We start from the raw sequence: 20,302 nt of genomic DNA on the forward strand, positions 1-20,302 counted from the left end.
GGAGCCCCGATGAGCGACACCGGCCGTCCCGGCCCCGAGCGACCGGCCGGCCCGCCGACGCCGCCGATCTCGAACTGGCAGGCGATGCAGCAGAAGCCGCCCACCTCGCCGATCCCGGCCACCCCGTCCGCCGGCCCTGCGGCGTTCGCAGCACAGGAGTCCGCACCGGCACCCACGACCGAGCCCCCGGCCGCGTCGGGCCGGCCGAAGTGGCTGATCCCCGCGATCATCGGTGGCGTCGTGGTCGTCATCGCCGCGATCGTCATCGCCGTCGTCACCAGCGGGGGCGGGGACGACACAGCGGACGCACCCCCGGCCGTGGCCACGACGATCCTGCTGCCCTCGCCGACCCCGTCCGTCGAGCCCGTCGCGCGGCCCGCGACGACCGCGTTCGCCGTCGCCCTGCCGACGAGCGTGCTCCAGTACGCCCTCGCGACGTCGGCCGTGGACCCCGAGTGGCAGGCGGCCGGCGCCGTCGAGGCCTACACCGAGACGTACACCGACGGCGGCTCCGGCACCGTCACCGTCCGCTCCGGCCAGTGGGAGACCCCGGAGGAGGCCGCCGCGTTCGCCGCGACGCTCGTCGCCGGGTTCCCGGCCGCACCGGCACCCGACCCGTCCGCGTCGTCGTCGGCGTCGCCGACCGGCCCGACCCTCCCGCAGAGCGGTGAGGTCAGCGCCGGAGGTGCCGTCGCCGGGACGTACTCGATCGCCGACGCGGGCGACGGGACGGGCGTCGCGGTGTGGACCAACGGCTCGACCGTCTTCCAGGCGACAGCCCCGGTCGCCGACATCGCCGACTTCTACAACGCGTTCCCGCTCTGACGCTGGAGCTGACGGCGGTACGCACCGGGCGTCAGGCCCGTCGACGTGCGGAAGTCGCTGGTGAGGTGGGCCTGGTCCGCGTAGCCGAGCTGCACGGCGATCCGTGCGAGGTCGTCGTCGTCGTGCACAGCGACCGCCCGCGCGGCCTCCTGCAGACGGATGCGCCGGGCCGCCTGCTTCGGGCCGATGCCGAGCGTCGCGGACAGCGCCCGCTGGATCGTGCGCTCGCTGACCGCGAAGTGCTCGGCGAGCGGGGTGCCGGTCCGGCGGTACGCGCGTGAGCGCAGCTCGTCGAGGACGTGGTTGGCCAGCAGGTGCACCACCGACGGCGGGTTCGCCCGCAGCCGGTCGGCGACCAGCGCGTCGGCGGTGCGCGCGCGGTCCTGCGGGGTGCTCGCGGCAGCGACGCCGGTCAGCAGGGTGCGCAGGTCGTCGTCGACGCCGTCGGTCAGCGCGACCGTCCGGTCGGCGAGGTCGTGCGGGCGCAGCGAGCCGAGCACGGCGAGCCCGGCGGGCCTCAGCCGGACCGCGAAGACGTCGCCCGACCCGGTGATGCGGCGCTGCCACGCGCGCCGGTGCAGGCCGGTGACGACGAGGCCGGCCGGCACGTCGCCGGTCTCGACCGTCAGCGTGACGGCGGGCAGGTCGACGATCGTCTGGTCGAGCACCTCGCCCTCGTCGAGCCGCCAGCGCACGTGCCAGTACGTGTCCACCACGTCGCGGACGGCGGGGTCGGGGTCGATCCACCGCGCGGCGTACCGGGTCAGGTTCTCAGGGTGCAGCACGCCCGAGGTCTCGTCGGGACGGATGCGCATGGCCCCCACCATCGCGGCCGGTGTCGCGTTTCTCCAAGACCCCGCCGCCGGCCGGTGCCGACGATGGCGCCTGTGACCACCACCCTGGCCGACCTCAGCTGGCTCGCGATCGGCATCGCGACCCTCGTCTACTACCTGCTCGGTGCCCTGTGGTTCACGCCGCTGTTCGGCACCGCGTGGGACACCGCCATCGGGCGCACCCGTGGCGACCGCTTCTCCGCGTCCTACTACGTGGTGCCGCTGGTCAGCAGCCTGCTGGTCACCGTCGCGATGTCGCTGCTCGTCGGCGCCACGCGGACCGACAACCTGGCGGACGCGCTCGTCCTCGGGCTCGTCGTCGGCATCGGCGTCGCCCTGGCTGTCTCCGTGAACAACGCCCTGACCCCGCACACCCCCCACCCGTTCCGACTGGGCTTCATCACGGGCGGTTACCACGTGGTCGGCATCGTGGCGGTGACGCTGATCGTCGCGCGCTAGCGCCGAACCCCGTCGCGGGTTCGTGGGGTCAGCTCGCCTCGATGACCGACAGGATGTTGCCGGCCGGGTCCGTGAACCACGCGATCAGGGGACCGCCGCCGCGGAACACGAAGTCGTCGTCGGTCTCGACGGGCGTGCCCGCGTACTTCTCGAACTGCACGCCGCGCTGCCGCAGCTCCGCGACCGTGCCGAGCACGTCCTCGACGGGGAAGTTGAGGACGGTGTACCCGGCGGGCTCGTGGGCCGGACCCTTGGGGTAGACCAGCACCTCGTGACCGCTCTCGAAGCGCAGGAAGAGCATCCCGTTCTCCTCGGACACCTCGAGCCCGAGCACGTCGGCGTAGAACGCCCGCGCGGCCGGGACGTCGTCGGTCGAAAATCCGCTGAACGCCTTGCTGAGGTCCGCCATCACCACTCCTCGATGCACCGTCGGGACCCGTCCAGGCTCCCGCGCCGACAGCCACGCTGCCACTCGGACATCGCGCGTCGCCAACACCCAACGTCCGAGGAAGTGAGCGTCAGGGCGACCGGATGCTCGGACGTTGCGGGGAGGGTCAGGCGACCGCGGCGGGGAGGGTGACCGTGAACGTGGTGCCGGGGCCGCTCGACACCGTGATGGTGCCGCCGTGGGCGGTGACGACGGCGTGCACGATCGCCAGGCCGAGGCCCGTGGACCCCGTGGCGCTGTTGCGGGACGCGTCGCCGCGCGTGAACCGCTGGAAGAGGCTCTCGCGCAGGGCGGGCGGGATGCCGGGGCCGTCGTCGGCCACCTGCAGGACCACCCGGTCGCCGGCGCGACGGACGCGGACGGTCACGGCCGTCCCGGCGGCGGTGTGCAGCCGGGCGTTGGACAGGAGGTTGGCCAGCACCTGGCGCAGGCGGTGGTCGTCGCCGAGCACGAGCGCGTCCTCGAGGGACTCCTCCGACGGCAGGTCCAGGCGCCAGTCGTGGTCGGGGCCGGCGGCGTGCGCGTCGGTGACGGCGTCGATCGCGAGGACGGTCAGGTCGACGGGTTCCGACGCGAGCGGTCGGCCGGCGTCGAGCCGGGCGAGCAGCAGCATGTCCTCGAGCAGGGCGGTCATCCGTTCCGACTCGGACTCGACGCGGGACATCGCCTGCAGGGCGCTGACGGGCATCTCGTCGGGGGAGCGCCGGACCAGCTCGGCGTACCCGCGGATGGACGCCAGGGGGGTGCGCAGCTCGTGGCTGGCGTCGGCGACGAACTGGCGCACCTGCGACTCGGACTCGTGCCGCGCGCCGAGCGCCTGCTCGACGTGCCCGAGCAGCTTGTTCAGGGCGGCACCGACCTGCCCGACCTCGGTGGCGGGGTCGGTGTCCCGGGCGGGCACGCGGTCGGCGAGGACCACCTCGCCGCGGTCGAGGGGGAGCCGGGAGACCCGGTTGGCGGTGCCGACGACGCGGTCCAGGGGCCGCAGCTCGCGGCGCACGAGCACCAGGCCGGCGGCTGCGGCGACCAGCAGGGCGAGCGCGGCGACGACGACCTCGACGGCGACGAACGAGGTGACGGTGCTGGTCACGGATGTGGTCGGCAGGGCGGTCGCGGTCGTGACCCCGGCCGGGCTCACAGAGGCGACGGCGCGGTAGCTGCCCAGACCCGTGAGCGAGACCGGGTGGGGCTGTCCGTCGGCGGGCACGGCGAGCATCTGCGCGGTCTGGGTGTCGTCGAGGGCGGTGAGGTTCCCGTCGTCGGCGACGTAGCCGGCCTGGACGGGCGTGAGGTCGGTCGGGTCGGCTCCCTGGGGGACCTCGACGTTGACGGTGCCCGCGTCGAGGCCGGGTCGGAAGCTGCCGCCGGTGACGAACGGGGAGCCGGCGTCGGGGGCCCGGGCCGTGCCGCCCTGGGGGACCACGGGCCCTTCGGCGGCACGCCGGTGCGCGGCGGTGAGCTTCTCGTCGAGCTGCGTCGTCAGCGAGCTCTGCAGCGCGAGGGTCGACAGGGTGCCCATGGCCGCGGCGACGACGGCGACCAGTGCCACGACGACGACGACCAGCCGTCGCCGCAGCGTCCAGCGACCCACGTCAGACGGACGGCTTGAGCACGTACCCGACGCCGCGCAGGGTGTGCAGCATCGGGGTGCGACCCTTGTCGATCTTGCGCCGTAGGTAGGACACGTAGAGCTCGACGATGTTGGCCTGGCCGCCGAAGTCGTACTGCCAGACACGGTCGAGGATCTGGGCCTTGGACAGCACGCGCTTCGGGTTGCGCATGAAGTAGCGGAGCAGCTCGAACTCGGTCGCGGTGAGGCGGATGTCCTCGCCGTCGCGGGTGACCTCGTGGCTGTCCTCGTCCATCGTGAGGTCGCCGACGACGAGCGTGGCCTCCTCGCGCGACGAGACCGCACCGGTGCGGCGCAGCAGGGCGCGCAGGCGGGCGACGACCTCTTCGAGGCTGAACGGCTTGGTCACGTAGTCGTCGCCACCGGCCGTGAGGCCCGCGATCCGGTCCTCGACCGCGTCCTTGGCGGTGAGGAACAGCACGGGGACGTTCGGGTGGGTGGTGCGGACGCGGCGGAGCACGTCGATGCCGGACAGGTCGGGGAGCATGACGTCGAGCACGATGACGTCGGGGTCCAGGGCCTTGGCGGCGCGGACGGCGGCGTGGCCGCTCAACGCGTGGTCCACCTGCCAGCCCTCGTAGCGCAGGGCGGTGGACAGCAGCTCGGCGAGGGTCGGCTCGTCGTCGACCACCAGCGCGCGGACAGGGGAGCCGTCGGCGCGGGACAGAACCTCCGGGCGACGGGTGGTGGTCGTTGTCATGACCTCAGCCTGGGGCGGCTACCTGACGTGCGCCTGGAGCGAACCTGTGAATTACCTGAGCGGGTGCGGCCGGCCGGTACCCAGCAGGGCGGACGTGAGGATCGCCTCGATGGCGAACTGCGTGGCGGCCGGCAGGTCGACGCTGTCGTCGAGCAGCCACTGGACCTGCAGCCCGTCCATGACGCCGATGATCGCGCTCGCGGCCTGCGCGGCGACGTCGGCGGGCACGTCCCCACCGCCGACCTCGACGATCGCGGCCTGGATCTCCCCGCGCAGGATGGTGAAGCGGTTGGTCACCCAGCCGCGGGCCGGGTGATCCTCGGTGACGGACTCGCCCGTCAGCACGGTGTAGCCCTGCACGATGCCGCGCCGCTCGACGTTCATCCGGGCGGTGCGGACGAGGTGCTGGAAGAGCTGGATGCCGTCGGGGATGTGCTGGCCCTCGAGGTCCCGGACGTCCTCCTTGTCGCGGTACTCGAGCACCTCGACGAGCAGCGCCTCCTTGGAGCCGAAGTGGTGCAGGACCCCGGCGTGCGTGATGCCGACCTGCTCGGCGACCTCGGCGAGCGAGCCGTTCTTGTACCCCTTGGACCCGAACGTGTGGGCGGCGGCCCGCAGGATCTCCGCGCGCCGCTCGGTGGTGGCCTGGCGGGGCTGCCGTGCGCGGCGCTGCGGCGGCGCGGCGGGCGGTACGGCGTCGTCCATGACGGAACCATACTGCGACGACGGCAGTTACTGACAAGTCAGTAAGTTAGATCGCTACCGAAACCATACTGTGATCATTCACTTACTGACACGTCAGTAAGTTGTGCGTAGATTCACCGCAGAAGACGACGACGTCCGATCGGAGAACGCGCGGTGCCCCTCACCACCACCACCGACCTCACCGCCCTCGCGGCTGCGCTCAGCCTCGAGGACAAGGTGCGCCTGGTCGTCGGCGCCGGCCTGTGGTCCACCGCCGCCATCCCGCACATCGGCCTGCGCGCCATGCAAGTCTCCGACGGCCCCGCCGGTGTCCGCGGCGTCTCCGACTCCACCGACGAGACCTCCGCCTCCTTCCCCGCCCCCAGCGCGCTCGCCGCCACGTGGGACGTCGACCTCGCCGACGAGGTCGGCCACCTGTTCGCCGCGGAGGCCCGTCGGCACGGCGTCGACGTCGTGCTCGCCCCGCAGGTGAACCTGCAGCGCACCCCCGTCGGCGGTCGCCACTTCGAGTGCTACTCCGAGGACCCCATGCTCACCGGCGCCATCGCGGTGCACGTGGTCCGCTCCGCGCAGGACCGCGGCGTCGGCATGTGCGTCAAGCACTTCGTCGCCAACGACTCCGAGACGCAGCGCACCACCTACCTGGCACGCGTCGACGAGAAGACGTTGCGCGAGGTGTACCTGGCACCGTTCGAGCAGCTCGTGCACGAGGCCCAGGCGTGGTCGGTCATGAGCGCGTACTCCGGCATCGACGACGGCACGACCGCCGCGACCGCCGCCGAGCACCGCCCGCTGCTGACCGGGGTGCTCAAGGACGAGTGGGGCTTCGACGGTGTCGTGATGAGCGACTGGGTGGCCACCAAGACGGTCGTCGGAGCCGCCGAGGGCGGTCTCGACCTGCAGATGCCCGGCCCCGACGGACCCTGGGGCGACGGGCTCCTCGACGCCGTCGAGTCCGGAGACGTCAGCGAGGCGCTGCTCGACGCCAAGGTGGTCCGGCTGCTCCGGCTCGCCCAGCGGGTGGGCGCCCTCGACGGGGTCGAGCCCGCGGGTGCGCAGCGGGACCACGTGACCGACGTCGACGTGCGGGCCGTCCTGCGGGACCTCGTCTCCCGCTCGATGGTCGTGCTCCGCGACGACGCGCACGCGCTGCCCGTCGACCCCGCCGGCGTCACGCGGATCGCGCTGCTCGGCCCCAACGCCGTCCACCCGTTCGTGCAGGGCGGTGGGTCCGCCTACGTCCGCCCCGACCACGCGACGACGCCCGAGACCGCGCTCCGCGACGCGTTCGGCGAGGTCGACGTCGACGTGCACCCCGGCGCGGTGTCCCGCCTGCTGCCCCCCGCGCTCGACCTGGCCGGACGCTGCACCACCCCCGACGGGCACGCCGGGGCGCTCGGCGAGCTGCTCGACGCCGACGGGACCGTGCTGGTCACCACCGACGTCACCGGCTGGAACGGGTGGCTGCGCGAGGTGCCCGGCCCCGCGGTCGCGCTGCGGCTGCGGACCACCGTGCGGCTCGACGAGCCAGGACGGCACGAGGTCGGCGTCGGTACCGTCGGCAGGCACCGGATCACGGTCGGCGGGCAGGTGCTCTCCACCAGCGAGCACGTCGTCGGCGCCGAGGTGATCCTCGACTCCAGCGTCAACCAGCCCGTGCCCGCGACGCTGGTCGTCGAGGTGACCGAGCCGACGACCGTCGAGATCGACGCGCTCGTGCAGGCCGTCCACCCCGTCGGGTACGCCAGCTTCGCGCGCGCCGAGCTGGTGCACCGCGTACCCGGCACATCGCCCGACGAGCTGCTCGCCGTCGCCACCGAGGCGGCCGCGGCCGCCGACCTGGCGATCGTCGTCGTCGGCACCAACGAGGAGATCGAGTCGGAGGGGTACGACCGCACGAGCCTCGCGCTGCCCGGCACGCAGGACCAGCTGGTCAAGGCGACGCTCGCCGCGAACCCCCGCACGATCGTCGTCGTCAACGCCGGTGCCCCCGTGCTGCTGCCGTGGCTCGACGAGGTTCCGTGCGTCCTGTGGGCGTGGCTCGGTGGGCAGGAGTGGCCCGACGCGCTCGCGGACGTGCTCACCGGGATCACCGAGCCCACGGGCCGCCTGCCCTGGACGCTCCCCGCGCACGAGACCGACGTGCCCGTCCCGGACGCGGTCCCCGTCGACGGCGTCGTCGAGTACCACGAGGGCGTCCACGTCGGGTACCGCTCGTGGCTCCGGCTCGGCCGCACCCCGGCGGCGCCGTTCGGGCACGGTCTCGGCTGGACGACGTGGGCGTACGAGTCGGTGTCCCACACCGTCGAGGCGGACGGGTCGGTCCTGCTGGACGTCCGCGTGCGCAACACCGGTGCCCGCGACGGGCGCGAGGTGGTCCAGGTCTACGTCGAGCCGCCGGGCCCGGACGAGTCGCGGCCCGTCCGCTGGCTCGGCGGGTTCAGCACGGTGCACGCCGCCGCCGGCGCGCACGCAGATGTCCAGGTCCGGGTGGACGCCCGTGCGTTCCGGACCTGGGACAGCGCACTGCCCGGCTGGGTCACCCCGGCCGGTACCTACCCGATCCGCGTGGGCCGCTCCTCGAGCGACCTGCGCCTCAGCGCCGACGTGGCCGTGCTTCGTCTGCACAGTCCGACGTCGGCACAGCCCGCGTAACGCCCCGGTCCGGCGGGATCCGCAGTCCCGTCGGACCGGCTCGACCAGCAGTTTCCGCATCAGTGCAAGGAGGCACTCGTGAGAATCCGCAAGCTCTCGACGGTCGTCGCTACGGCGGCCACCCTCGCGTTGCTCGCCACCGCCTGCTCCGGCGGCGGTAGTGGCAGCGACGACGACGCGACCGGCGGCACCGGTGGCGTCTCGGACAAGATCCTGACCATCGGCATGCCGAACGGCCCGCAGCAGCCCAACCAGAACCCGCTCGCGACCGGCTCCGCGTCGCTCTCGCTCGGGTACGCGTTCGCCGTCTACGAGTCGCTCATGCAGGTCAACGAGCTCAAGCCGACGGACCCCCCGACGCCGTGGCTCGCCGAGAGCGTCGAGTGGAACCCCGACTCCACGCAGGCCGTGATCACGGCGCGTGAGGGCGTGAAGTGGTCCGACGGCACGGACTTCACCGCCGAGGACATCGCGTTCTCGATCCAGCTCCGCAAGGACAACAAGGAGCTGAACACGGACTTCCCGGACCAGTACGGCGACATCACGGTCGACGGCAACACGGTCACGGTGAACTTCGAGTCCGGCCAGTACGTCAACCGCGACAAGCTGCTCAAGCTCCTCATCGTGCCCAAGCACCTGTGGGAGAACGAGGACCCGGTGACGTGGACCGACGACGAGATGATCGGCACGGGCCCGTTCAAGCTCAAGAGCTTCACCCCGCAGGCCGTGACGCTCGAGCCGAACACCGACTACTGGGGCGAGACCCCGAAGGTCGGCACGCTGCGGTACGACACGTTCAACGACAACGCCGGCCTGACCACGGCGCTCACCACGGGTGACGCGCAGTGGGGCTGGACGTTCATCCCGGACTTCGAGAACACGTTCATCGCCAAGGACCCGGAGCACTTCCACCAGGTCGCGGGCGGCGGCTTCGGCGTCGACGTCCTCTACCTGAACAACGAGACGAAGCCGTTCAACGACGTGGCGTTCCGCAAGGCGCTGAACATGGTCGTGGACCGCGCGGACATCTCCGCGACGGCCGGTTACGGCGTGTGGCCCCAGATCAAGAGCGTGACCGGGCTGCCCCAGCCGTCGGGTGACGCGTTCATCTCCGACGAGTTCCTCGACCAGGAGCTCACGGTCGACGTCGACGGTGCCAAGGACGTGCTCACCGACGCGGGCTACACCTGGGACGGCGACGCACTGGTCGACCCCGACGGCGAGAAGGTCTCCTTCACGCTCCAGAACCCGACGGGGTGGACCGACTACCTGGACGCGCTCGGCATCATCAGCGAGGGCGCGGCCGCCCTCGGGGCCGAGGCGTCCGTCGAGGGTGTCGTCCAGGACACCTGGTTCAACGACATCATCCCGTTCGGCAACTTCCAGGCGTCCCTGCACTGGACCGACGGGGGCAGCACGCCGTGGAACATGTACTCCAACATCATGGACGGCGCGTCGTACGTGCCGCTCGGTGAGTCGGCGACGTGGAACTTCGGCCGCTACAAGAACGACGCCGTCACCGCGGCGCTGGCCGACTTCAAGGCGGGGACGGACGACAACGCCCGCGCCGCCGCCCTGGACGTCGTGCAGAAGGCCTTCGTGGAGGACGTCCCCGGCCTCGTCATCTGGTCCCGTCCCGCCGTCGCGCAGTACTCGACGGTGAACTACACGGGCTTCCCGACCGACGAGGACCCGTACGCGAACCCGCAGCCGACGGGCCCGCAGGCCGCTCTGATCCTGTCGAAGCTCGTTCCGACGGAGTGAGATGACGTGGTGCGGCGGGCGAGCCCCCTCGCCCGCCGCACCGCGTGCCCGGCCCGCACCCGACCCCCAAGGTGACCTGATGTCAGACGACCAGCCGGTCCTGCAGGCGATCGACCTGCGCAAGCACTTCCCCGTCCGCGGCTCCCGCTCCAAGAAGTTCGTGCACGCCGTCGACGACGTGAACCTGTCGCTCCACCGCGGCAAGGTGATCGCGCTGGTGGGGGAGTCGGGCTCCGGCAAGTCCACGATCGCCCGGCTGCTCGCGCAGCTCATGCCGGTCACGGGCGGCCAGATCCTGCTGCACGGGCAGGACGCCACGGCGAAGAACCGGCGCGCGTTCCACCAGTACGTGCGCAAGGTCCAGATGATCTTCCAGGACCCGTTCGGGTCGCTGAACCCCGTGCACACCGTGCGGTACACCCTCACGCGCAGCCTCAAGATCCACCGCGGGCGCCTGCGCGGAGTCGAGCTCGAGGCCGCCCTCGACGAGCTGCTGGACCGGGTCCAGCTGCGCCCGGCCGCCCGGTACATCGACAAGTTCCCGCACGAGCTGTCCGGCGGTCAGCGCCAGCGCGTGGCCATCGCCCGCGCGCTCGCGGCCGACCCCGAGGTGCTGCTCGCCGACGAGCCGATCTCGATGCTCGACGTGTCGATCCGCCTCGGCATCCTCAACCTGCTGCGCGACCTGCGGGACCGCCTGCAGCTCGCGATCCTCTACATCACGCACGACATCGCGTCGGCCCGCTACTTCGCCGACCGGACGATGGTCATGTACGCCGGCCGGATCGTGGAGACGGGCGACTCGGAGTCCGTCACGCAGGACCCGAAGCACCCCTACACGCAGCTGCTGGTGCGCTCCGCGCCGGACCCGGACGACCTGGAGTCCCGCGCCCGGGGCGCCCGCGGCGAGGCGCCGAGCCTGGTGACCCCGCCCGGCGGGTGCCGGTTCAACCCGCGCTGCCCGTTCGCCGTCGACCTGTGCCGCACCGAGGTCCCGCCCTTGCTGCCTGTCGGCGAGGTCCGCGAGGCCGCCTGCTGGGGCTACTCCGACCGTGCGGACCGCCCGTCGCTGGGCTCGGTGCTCGACGCGTACGGCGAGCGGCCGGCCGTGGACGTCTCGGTGCTGGAGGTCGACCGATGAGGTTCTTCACCCGACGCATCGTGTTCTACGCGATCACCGCGTGGGCAGCGATCACGATCAACTTCTTCATCCCGCGGATCATGCCGGGCGACCCCGTGAGCGCCCTGATCGCCAAGAACCAGGGCCGGATCAGCCCCGACGCCGCCGAGGCGCTGCGGGCGCTGTTCGGGCTCGACGAGGACATGTCGCTGTGGGAACAGTACGTCGCGTACTGGAAGCTGCTGCTGCAGGGCGACCTGGGCATCTCGTTCTCGTACATGGCACCCGTGGCCGACGTGATCCGGCAGGCGCTGCCGTGGACGATCGGGCTGGTCGGCGTCGCGACGATCATCAGCTTCACGCTCGGCACGCTGATCGGCACCGGGATCGGGTGGCGCCGGGGGACCTGGATGGACGGTCTGCTGCCGCTGTCCACGTTCTTCTCGGCCGTGCCGTACTTCTGGCTCGCCCTGATCGCCATCTCGCTGTTCTCGGTGACGCTCGGCTGGTTCCCCGCCAGCGGCAGCTACGACCGCAGCATGGTGCCCACCCTGTCCTGGGAGTTCGTCGGCTCCGTCATCTACTACGGGTTCCTGCCGGCCATGACGATCGTGGTGTCCTCGATCGCCGGCTGGATGCTCGGGATGCGCAACATGATGGTCACCGTGTCCTCCGAGGACTACGTGACGGTCGCGCAGGCCAAGGGCCTCAAGGAGCGGACCGTCATGATGGGCTACGCCGCCCGGAACGCGATCCTCCCGCAGGTGTCCAGCTTCGCCCTGTCGCTCGGCTTCATCGTCGGCGGCACCCTCGTCATGGAGATCGTCTTCTCCTACCAGGGCATCGGGTACTACCTGTTCAGCGCGGTGAACGCGAAGGACTACCCGCTCATGCAGGGGTGCTTCCTGGTGATCACGTTCGCCGTGCTCCTCGCCAACATGGCCGCCGACGTCGCCTACGGCGTGCTCGACCCCCGCACGCGACAGGAGGGCTGACATGACCGTCGAAGCCGCGTTCCTCGAGGACCTGGAGATCAACCCGGACGCGACGACCCCCCGCACGGGCAAGCGTCGCTTCCTGTTCATGCGCAACGCGAAGGCCCTGACCGGTCTGGCGATCCTCGGGTTCTTCTTCCTCATCGCGATCATCGGGCCGTGGATCGCGCCGTACGACCCGAACGCGCGGTCGTCGGCGATCCTGCAGTCACCGTCGTGGCAGCACCTCATGGGCACCACGCACCAGGGGCAGGACGTCATGAGCCAGCTGATCCTGGGCACGCGCAGCGTGCTCGTGGTCGGGTTCGTCGCCGGGACGGTCGCGACGGTCATCGGTGTGATCGTCGGCGTCACCGCGGGCTACATCGGCGGGTTCGGCGACGAGTCCCTGTCGGCGCTGTCCAACGTGTTCCTGGTCATCCCGCAGCTCCCGCTCATCATCATCATCGCGGGGCAGCTGCCGTCGGCAGGCGGGCTCACCGTCGCCCTCGTCATCGCTGCGACCGGCTGGGCGTGGGGTGCCCGCGTGCTGCGCGCGCAGACGCTGTCGCTCAGGAAACGAGACTTCGTCGAGGCCGCGCGCGCCAACGGCGAGAGCACGTGGCGGATCATCTCCGCGGAGATCCTGCCCAACCTGACCGCCATCATCGCCGCGGGCTTCGTCGGCACCGTCGGGTTCGCCGTGCTGTCCCAGATCACCCTGTCGTTCGTCGGCATCACGCCCACCAACGAGTGGAACTGGGGGACCGTCCTGTACTGGGCGCAGGCGCAGCTGGCCCTGCAGCGCGGCGCGTGGTGGTGGTTCGTCCCCGCCGGGCTGCTCATCGCGCTGCTCGGCATGGCGCTGACGCTCATCAACTTCGGGATCGACGAGTTCGTCAACCCGCGCCTGCGGTCGGTCGGCCTCAACGCCCGGTCGATGCGCAAGCGCAAGATCCGCCCGCGCATCGGCTTCACGCCGGTCGTCCGCGAGGCCAAGGAGGACCGGGCATGACCGCCATCGACACGCAGCGTGCGTTCCGCTCCGGGGCGGCGGCCGTCGATCCCGTGCTGGAGATCAAGAACCTGTCCGTCGACTACGGGTACGACGAGGACCCGACGCACGTGCTGCGCCAGGTGTCATTGACCCTCAACCGCGGCGAGGTGCTCGGCCTGGCCGGCGAGTCCGGCTGCGGCAAGTCGACGCTCGCGTACGCGGCCACCCGGCTGCTGCCGCCCCCCGGTCTCATCACCGGCGGCGAGGTCATCTTCACCGACCGCGACGGGCAGAGCACCGACATCCTCACGCTCAGCGACGCCGACCTGCGGGCCACCCGCTGGCAGGACCTCGCGATCGTGTTCCAGGGCGCGATGAACTCCCTCAACCCGGTGTACCGGATCGGCCGGCAGATCGCCGACGGGATCTCCGCGCACCTACCGGGGGTCACCAAGAAGGAGGCCCTGGAGCGGGCTGCCGGGATGCTCGAGCTCGTCGGCATCTCCGCCGACCGGCTGCGCGACTACCCGCACCAGCTCTCTGGCGGCATGCGGCAGCGCGTGATGATCGCCATGGCCCTCGCGCTCGACCCGCAGGTGCTGATCATGGACGAGCCGACGACGGCCCTCGACGTGGTCATGCAGCGGCAGATCGTCGAGCAGATCGCGGAGCTGCGCGACCGGCTCGGCTTCTCGGTCATCTTCATCACGCACGACGTGTCCCTGCTGATCGAGATCGCCGACCGCATCGCGATCATGTACGCCGGCGAGATCGTCGAGGACGCCTCCGCGCAGGACATGTACCGCCGCCCGCGGCACCCGTACTCGGACGCGCTGCTGCACTCGTTCCCGCCCTTGCGCGGTCCACGCCGCGAGCTCACCGGCATCCCCGGCTCACCCCCGGACATGTCGAACCTGCCCACCGGCTGCCCGTACCGCGACCGCTGCGCGCACGTGTTCGACGCGTGCGCGGCGATCACCCCGGAGCTCGTCGCGCCGCTCGTCGAGGGCGACGACCCGCGCCGGTCCGTCGCCTGCCTGCGCCACGACCCCGCCGCCGTGACCGCGGCCGGCTTCGAGCCGCAGCCGGTCCCGGTGGAGCTCTCGGTCCGCTGATCCCCGCCCCACCCCCGGCTCCCTCTCCACAGGGCTGCTGGCCGGGGGCGGGGCGGCCCTCTCACCAGCCGGACGACCTCGTCCCCCCCAGCAGGACCGCGTCGTCGGCTGTCTACGCACCGCTCGAGCGGGGTCGTGCACGGACGTGCACGCGGGCGCCCTGGGCGCCGAAGATGCTGAGCAGCTCGACGGGGTGCGCGGTCTCGTTGCCGAACCAGTGGGGGACGCGGGTGTCGAACTCCGCGGCCTCGCCGGGCGGGAGGACCAGGTCGTGCTCGCCGAGCACCAGGCGCAGGTGGCCGTCGATGACGTACAGCCACTCATAGCCCTCGTGCGAGTTCAGCTCCGGGTCGGGGTGCGGGCCGCCGGGCGGGAGGACGAGCTTGTAGACGATCATGCCGCCGCTCTTGCGGGACAGCGGGATCACGGTCATGCCGTGCTCGGTGACCGGGCGCGGGTGGATGCGTGGGTCGCCCGTGGCGGGGGCGCCGACCAGCTCGTCGAGCGGCACCCGGTACAGCGCGGCCAGGGGGACCAGGAGCTCCAGCTGCGGTCGCCGCGTGCCCGACTCCAGCCGAGAGAGGGTGCTGACCGAGATGCCGGTCGCCTCGGACGCCTGCGCGAGCGTCAGGTCGCGCTGCTGCCGGACGGCCCGGAGCCGGGGCCCGACGGTGCGCATCAGCTGGTCGACGTCGTCCACGCTCCGCAGTTTGCCACTTCGGCAACGATGCTTGCCAGCCTGCGACGGTCCGTCGGATGCTTGCCGACATGAGAGATGTGGTTGTCATCGGTGGTGGTGCTGCGGGTCTGAGCGGAGCGGTGACGCTCGCACGAGCGCGTCGGTCGGTGCTGGTGATCGACGACGGGACCCCCCGCAACGCCCCGGCGGACGGGGTGCACGGGATCCTGGGACAGGAGGGCGTGTCTCCGCTGGAGCTGCTCGCGCGCGGCCGCGCCGAGCTGGCGGGCTACGGCGGGTCGCTGCGGCAGGGCCGGGTCGTGGCGGCGGCGCGCGAGGACGGCGGGTTCGTCGTGACCTTGGACGACGGGACGTCCGAGCGCGCTCGGCGGATCCTCGTGGCCACCGGCCTCGTCGACGACCTGCCCGACCTCCCCGGTCTGCGGCAGCGCTGGGGTCACGACGTCCTGCACTGCCCGTATTGCCACGGCTGGGAGGTGCGTGACCAGCCGATCGGCGTGCTCGCCACGTCCGAGCGCGCCGTGCACCAGGCACTGCTGTTCCGGCAGTGGTCCGACGACGTGGTCCTGCTCCAGCACACCGCCCCGGAGCCGACGCCGGAGCAGGCCGAGCAGCTGGCCGCCCGAGGGGTCCGCGTGGTGCCCGGGGTCGTCACGGAGGTGCTGTCGACCGACGGACGGCTCACGGGCGTGCGCCTGGAGTCCGGCGCGGTCGTCGAGCGATCCGCCCTGACGGTCATGCCCCGGTTCGTCGCGCGCCTCGACGGGCTCGACGGTCTGGGCCTGACGGCGGTGCCGCACGAGATGGGCGTCGGCGAGCACGCCGCCTCCGACCTCATGGGGGCGTCGTCGGTGCCCGGCGTCTGGGTGGCCGGCAACGCGACCGACCTCATGGCCCAGGTCACGGGCGCGATGGCCGCCGGCACCCGTGCGGGCGCAGCGATCAACTCCGACCTGATCCTGGAGGACACGGCCCGCGCGGTCGCCGCGTCGCGAGCGGCACCTGAGGCGCACCCCCGTCCGAACCAGCCGCTCCTGGTGCGCGAGTGACGCGAGCGGACATGTGCGCCGCCTCATCCGCACCACGCGTCACAGGTGCGGCTGGTTGCGCCGGGTGGCGCGACGACGCACAGGGAGAGAGACGGTCAGGTCCAGGCGATCCACAGGGGCGGCGGGTGAGGTGGGGGTCGAGCACGTGGAGGACCACGTGACCGACAGAGCCGGGAGGCCCGCCATGAGCACGGTGACCGCAGACGTACCGGACGCACCCGCGAGCCCCGCGTGGATCACCGCCAACGTGCGACCGGCCGGGTCGTTCGGGCGCGCCGACGTCGGCCGGCTCCGCGACCTCCTGGGCGTCCTGTCGGCGTCGGCGTCGCTCGTCGTCCTCGACCTCGCGGCCACGAGCCTGCGCAGCCGGCACGCCGCCGACGCGATCGACGAGGCCGGGTGGGAGCTCGAACGGCGCGGCGGCTGCCTGCTGTGCATCAACGCCGACGACGACGCACGCGCCCAGCTCGACGGCTGCCGCCACGCCGTCGTCGTCGGACCGGAGGAGCCGACGCCCGTGCCGTGATCCGAGCGTCGGAACGGTCCCGGCACACCGGCGCGGGTGACCTACCGTTGTCCGGTGAGCAACGCCCCCACCCTCCCCGCGCCTGTGCGCCCGACCCCCGACGCCGGGGACCGGCGCGGCATGGTCGTGGCCGTGGCGGTGGGAGTCGCGGCCCTCTCGTTCGCCGGGGTGTTCCTGCTGTGGCGGGTGTTCGTCGACACCCTCGCCGGTCAGCAGGTGGAGAACGCGGCGTTCCAGGGCGCCCTCTACGGGCAGACGCAGCTGTGGCGCGTCGCCGAGCGCGTGCTCGACGTGGTGTCGGTCGGGTTCATCGTCGCCGTCCTGCTCGCCGCGATGCTCATCGCCGTGCTCCGTCGCCGGTGGTCGCTCGCCGCCCAGGTGGCGGTCCTGATGATCGGCGCCAACCTCACGACGCAGGTGCTGAAGAAGTGGGTGCTGTACCGCCCGGACCTCGGCGTCGAGGCCAGCTACGGCAACACCCTGCCCAGCGGTCACACCACCGCGGCGGCCTCCGTCTCGGCGGCGCTGCTCCTCGTGGTGCCGCCCCGCGCCCGCCCGTGGGCTGCCGTGCTCGGCGCCGGCTACACGACGGCCACCGGCATCTCGACTCTGATCGGCCAGTGGCACCGCCCGTCGGACGTCGTCGCGGCCGTGCTGGTGGTGCTCGCCTGGACCGCGATCGCGTGCGCGCTGGTCGCGTTGACCCCTGCCCGCGCCTCGACGGCCACCGGTGCGCTCCGGCTCTCCGTCGACCCGCCGCCGACGCCTGCCACGATGCGCGGTGTGGTGGCGGGGCTGCTCATCGTCGGGGTCGGCGCGGGGGCGTCGGCCGTCGTCGCGCTGTCGCACACGTGGCAGAACCTGGACGATCTGGACGCTCGCGCCGAGGAGGTCACGGCCTACCTCGGCGGCGCCGCGGGGGTGCTGATGGCGTCCTGTCTGGCGTTCGCGATCATGCTGCTGCTGCGTCAGGCCGCGGCATCGCGATTGCCGCGGGGTTGACCGCACGCCGTAGAGTCCCCAACGTCGCACGGGTCGTCCGGCCCGTCGCAGTCCGAGAAGGGCCTGACTGATGTCTGCAGGGCGCAAGCTCGTGATCGTGGAGTCGCCTGCCAAGGCGCGCACGATCGCCGGGTACCTCGGCGAGGGGTACGACGTCGAGGCGAGCGTCGGGCACATCCGTGACCTCCCGCAGCCCTCCGAGCTGCCCGCGGACATGAAGAAGGGGCCGTTCGGCAAGTTCGCCGTCGACGTCGACAACGGCTTCGCGCCGTACTACGTGGTCGACGCCGACAAGAAGAAGAAGGTCAGCGAGCTCAAGAAGCTCCTGAAGGACTCGGACGAGCTCTTCCTGGCCACCGATGAGGACCGCGAGGGCGAGGCCATCGCCTGGCACCTGCTCCAGGAGCTCAAGCCCAAGGTCCCCGTCAAGCGCATGGTGTTCCACGAGATCACCCCCGAGGCCATCCAGCGGGCGCTGGAGAACACGCGTGAGCTGGACGACCGGCTGGTCGACGCGCAGGAGACCCGACGCATCCTCGACCGGCTGTACGGGTACGAGGTCAGCCCGGTGCTGTGGCGCAAGGTCCGGCAGGGTCTGTCGGCCGGGCGCGTGCAGTCCGTCGCGACGCGGCTCGTGGTCGAGCGCGAGCGCGAGCGCATGGCGTTCGTCGCCGCCGACTACTGGGACGTCACGGGCACCTTCGCGGTTCTCGACGACGCCGAGCCGTCCTTCGACGCGCGACTGACGTCGGTCGACGGTCGCCGCGTCGCGACCGGACGGGACTTCCTCGACACCGGTCAGCTGCGCGCCGCCGATGTCGCCCACCTCGACGAGGCACGCGCGACGTCGCTGGTCGCCGGGCTGGCCGACTCGTCGTTCACCGTCGCGTCCCTGGAGACCAAGCCGTACACCCGTCGCCCCGCGGCGCCGTTCACCACGTCGACCCTCCAGCAGGAGGCGTCGCGCAAGCTCCGGATGGCGTCCCGGCAGACCATGCGCACGGCGCAGGGCCTGTACGAGAACGGCTACATCACCTACATGCGTACGGACTCCTCGTCGCTGAGCTCGCAGGCGATCGACGCCGCGCGCCGGCAGGCCTCGGAGCTGTACGGGGCCGAGTACATCCCCGACGCGCCCCGCGTGTACGCGAGCAAGGCCAAGGGCGCGCAGGAGGCCCACGAGGCCATCCGGCCCGCCGGTGACCACTTCCGGACGCCCGCGCAGGTGGCCAAGGAGCTGTCGGGCGACCAGTTCCGGCTCTACGAGCTCATCTGGAAGCGCACGGTCGCCTCCCAGATGGCCGACGCCCGCGGGCAGACCGCGTCCGTCCGCCTCGGCGCCACGGCGTCCGACGGCACGGACGTCCTGTTCTCCGCCTCCGGCACGGTCATCACGTTCCGCGGGTTCCTCGCCGCGTACGAGGAGGGTCGCGACGTGTCGCGGTACGACTCGTCGGAGGAGGCCCCGGCCGAGAAGGACGACGCGCGCCTCCCGAAGATGGCCGAGGGCGACCCGCTGTCCGCATCCGACCTCACCGCCGACGGCCACCGCACCTCCCCGCCGCCGCGCTACACCGAGGCGTCGCTGGTCAAGGCGCTGGAAGAGCGCGGGATCGGCCGGCCGTCGACGTACGCCGCGACCATCTCCGTGATCCAGGACCGCGGCTACGTGACCGGTCGCGGGCAGGCCCTCGTGCCGTCGTGGCTGGCGTTCGCGGTGACGCGGCTGCTGGAGGAGAACTTCGAGTGGCTCGTCGACTACGACTTCACCGCCGAGATGGAGGAGGACCTCGACGCCATCGCCGCCGGTGACAAGGACCGGGTGGCCTGGCTGACCCGGTTCTACTTCGGTGACGGCACCGGCAACGAGGAGGGCGAGGGCCTGCGGGACCTCGTCGCGAACCTCGGCGACATCGACGCCCGCGAGGTCAACTCGATCCCGATCGGTGAGGGCATCGTGCTGCGCGTCGGCCGGTACGGCCCCTACCTGGAGGACTCGGCCGCCGAGCCCGCCGAGGACGGCACCACGCGGCGCACCTCGGTCCCCGAGGAGCTGGCCCCCGACGAGCTCACCGTCGCGAAGGCCCGCGAGCTGCTGGAGACGCAGCCCGAGGGGGACCAGGTGCTCGGCACCGACCCCGTCGCCGGCACGCCGATCGTCGCGCGCAACGGCCGCTACGGCCCGTACGTGACGGAGATCCTGCCCGACCCCGAGATCGACACGTCCCTGTCGGCCGCCGCGCAGAAGCGCGCGCTCGCGGCGGCGCCGAAGCCGCGGACCGCCTCGCTGTTCAAGTCGATGTCGCTGCAGTCGATCACCCTCGACGAGGCGCTCACGCTGCTGTCGCTGCCCCGCGTGGTCGGCGTCGACCCGGAGTCCGGCACCGAGATCACCGCGCAGAACGGCCGCTACGGCCCGTACCTGAAGAAGGGCACGGACTCGCGCACGCTCGCGTCGGAGGAGGCCCTCTTCACGACGACGCTCGAGGAGGCGCTGGCCATCTACGCGCAGCCGAAGCGCGGCCGCGGCGCCACGTCTGCGCCCCCGCTGCGCGAGCTGGGCGACGACCCGACGTCGGAGAAGCCGATCACCGTCAAGGACGGCCGCTTCGGCGCGTACGTCACCGACGGCGTCACCAACCGGACCCTTCCCCGCGACCTCACGCCCGAGACGATCACGCGCGAGCAGGCGATCGAGCTCCTCGCCGAGAAGCGCGCGTCGGCCCCCGCGAAGAAGAAGGCGCCCGCCCGCCGTGCGCCGGCCAAGCCGAAGGCCGCCGCGAAGAAGTAGGCACGGTCC

At 72.1% G+C, this 20,302-nt stretch carries 18 protein-coding genes; 12 read left to right on the forward strand and 6 right to left on the reverse strand.

The window, feature by feature from the left end; translation table 11 throughout:
• Window positions 1-9: 9 nt before the first annotated feature.
• Entirely contained in the window at window positions 10-825 is an 816-nt protein-coding gene (locus ASF78_RS11845) for a hypothetical protein (RefSeq protein WP_056589296.1), read from the forward strand.
• On the opposite strand, the gene ASF78_RS11850 is transcribed toward ASF78_RS11845, so the two are convergent.
• Window positions 804-1,640 (reverse strand): helix-turn-helix domain-containing protein, encoded by an 837-nt coding sequence (locus ASF78_RS11850; protein ID WP_200940596.1) that lies wholly within the window; start codon window positions 1,638-1,640, stop codon window positions 804-806. The genes ASF78_RS11845 and ASF78_RS11850 overlap by 22 nt on opposite strands.
• A gap of 72 nt (window positions 1,641-1,712) precedes the next feature.
• Here ASF78_RS11850 and ASF78_RS11855 point away from each other — a divergent pair, with 72 nt between their 5' ends.
• Entirely contained in the window at window positions 1,713-2,117 is a 405-nt protein-coding gene (locus tag ASF78_RS11855; protein ID WP_056589299.1) for a DUF1761 domain-containing protein, read from the forward strand.
• 28 nt (window positions 2,118-2,145) lie between these two features.
• On the opposite strand, the gene ASF78_RS11860 is transcribed toward ASF78_RS11855, so the two are convergent.
• The 4 genes from ASF78_RS11860 to ASF78_RS11875 form a co-directional block, all read right to left on the reverse strand.
• Window positions 2,146-2,526 (reverse strand): VOC family protein, encoded by a 381-nt coding sequence (locus tag ASF78_RS11860; RefSeq protein WP_056589302.1) that lies wholly within the window; start codon window positions 2,524-2,526, stop codon window positions 2,146-2,148.
• A 145-nt stretch (window positions 2,527-2,671) separates the two neighbouring features.
• Window positions 2,672-4,156 (reverse strand): cell wall metabolism sensor histidine kinase WalK, encoded by a 1,485-nt coding sequence (locus ASF78_RS11865; RefSeq protein WP_056589304.1) that lies wholly within the window; start codon window positions 4,154-4,156, stop codon window positions 2,672-2,674.
• A 1-nt stretch (window position 4,157) separates the two neighbouring features.
• Entirely contained in the window at window positions 4,158-4,895 is a 738-nt protein-coding gene (locus ASF78_RS11870) for a response regulator transcription factor (RefSeq protein ID WP_056589307.1), read from the reverse strand.
• 51 nt (window positions 4,896-4,946) lie between these two features.
• The gene (locus ASF78_RS11875) at window positions 4,947-5,600 is read right to left on the reverse strand and encodes a TetR/AcrR family transcriptional regulator (protein ID WP_056589310.1); all 654 of its coding nucleotides are present in this window, start codon (window positions 5,598-5,600) and stop codon (window positions 4,947-4,949) included.
• A gap of 153 nt (window positions 5,601-5,753) precedes the next feature.
• Between ASF78_RS11875 and ASF78_RS11880 the strand changes: the two genes are divergently transcribed.
• The 6 genes from ASF78_RS11880 (at window position 5,754) to ASF78_RS11905 (ending at window position 14,225) form a co-directional block, all read left to right on the forward strand.
• Window positions 5,754-8,255, forward strand: coding sequence for a beta-glucosidase (locus tag ASF78_RS11880; RefSeq protein ID WP_056589313.1), 2,502 nt, complete (start codon window positions 5,754-5,756; stop codon window positions 8,253-8,255).
• 78 nt (window positions 8,256-8,333) lie between these two features.
• Window positions 8,334-10,019: an ABC transporter substrate-binding protein gene (locus ASF78_RS11885; protein ID WP_056589316.1), complete on the forward strand. Its 1,686-nt coding sequence runs from the start codon at window positions 8,334-8,336 to the stop codon at window positions 10,017-10,019.
• 79 nt (window positions 10,020-10,098) lie between these two features.
• Window positions 10,099-11,160 carry an ABC transporter ATP-binding protein gene (locus ASF78_RS11890; protein ID WP_056589318.1) on the forward strand — a complete coding sequence of 354 codons (1,062 nt, stop codon included), beginning with the start codon at window positions 10,099-10,101 and terminating at the stop codon, window positions 11,158-11,160.
• Entirely contained in the window at window positions 11,157-12,134 is a 978-nt protein-coding gene (locus ASF78_RS11895; protein WP_056589322.1) for an ABC transporter permease, read from the forward strand. The genes ASF78_RS11890 and ASF78_RS11895 overlap by 4 nt, the downstream gene beginning before the upstream one ends.
• Window position 12,135: 1 nt before the next feature.
• Entirely contained in the window at window positions 12,136-13,128 is a 993-nt protein-coding gene (locus ASF78_RS11900; RefSeq protein ID WP_056589325.1) for an ABC transporter permease, read from the forward strand.
• Window positions 13,125-14,225 carry an ABC transporter ATP-binding protein gene (locus tag ASF78_RS11905; protein WP_056589328.1) on the forward strand — a complete coding sequence of 367 codons (1,101 nt, stop codon included), beginning with the start codon at window positions 13,125-13,127 and terminating at the stop codon, window positions 14,223-14,225. The genes ASF78_RS11900 and ASF78_RS11905 overlap by 4 nt, the downstream gene beginning before the upstream one ends.
• 112 nt (window positions 14,226-14,337) lie before the next feature.
• On the opposite strand, the gene ASF78_RS11910 is transcribed toward ASF78_RS11905, so the two are convergent.
• Window positions 14,338-14,904, reverse strand: coding sequence for a helix-turn-helix domain-containing protein (locus tag ASF78_RS11910; RefSeq protein WP_082495089.1), 567 nt, complete (start codon window positions 14,902-14,904; stop codon window positions 14,338-14,340).
• Between the two features lie 89 nt (window positions 14,905-14,993).
• Between ASF78_RS11910 and ASF78_RS11915 the strand changes: the two genes are divergently transcribed.
• From ASF78_RS11915 to topA, 4 genes are all read left to right on the forward strand, one after another.
• Window positions 14,994-15,974, forward strand: coding sequence for an NAD(P)/FAD-dependent oxidoreductase (locus ASF78_RS11915; RefSeq protein ID WP_235518544.1), 981 nt, complete (start codon window positions 14,994-14,996; stop codon window positions 15,972-15,974).
• 184 nt (window positions 15,975-16,158) lie between these two features.
• On the forward strand, window positions 16,159-16,500 hold the full coding sequence (locus tag ASF78_RS11920) for a hypothetical protein (protein ID WP_056589336.1): 342 nt from the start codon (window positions 16,159-16,161) through the stop codon (window positions 16,498-16,500).
• A gap of 54 nt (window positions 16,501-16,554) precedes the next feature.
• Window positions 16,555-17,502, forward strand: a complete 948-nt coding sequence (locus tag ASF78_RS11925; protein WP_235518546.1) for a phosphatase PAP2 family protein — start codon at window positions 16,555-16,557, stop codon at window positions 17,500-17,502.
• A 70-nt stretch (window positions 17,503-17,572) separates the two neighbouring features.
• Window positions 17,573-20,293, forward strand: coding sequence for a type I DNA topoisomerase (topA, locus tag ASF78_RS11930; RefSeq protein ID WP_056589340.1), 2,721 nt, complete (start codon window positions 17,573-17,575; stop codon window positions 20,291-20,293).
• Window positions 20,294-20,302 lie beyond the last annotated feature (9 nt).

Origin of the sequence: Cellulomonas sp. Leaf334 (assembly GCF_001424195.1) — a bacterium.
In the GTDB taxonomy this organism is placed as follows: domain Bacteria; phylum Actinomycetota; class Actinomycetes; order Actinomycetales; family Cellulomonadaceae; genus Cellulomonas.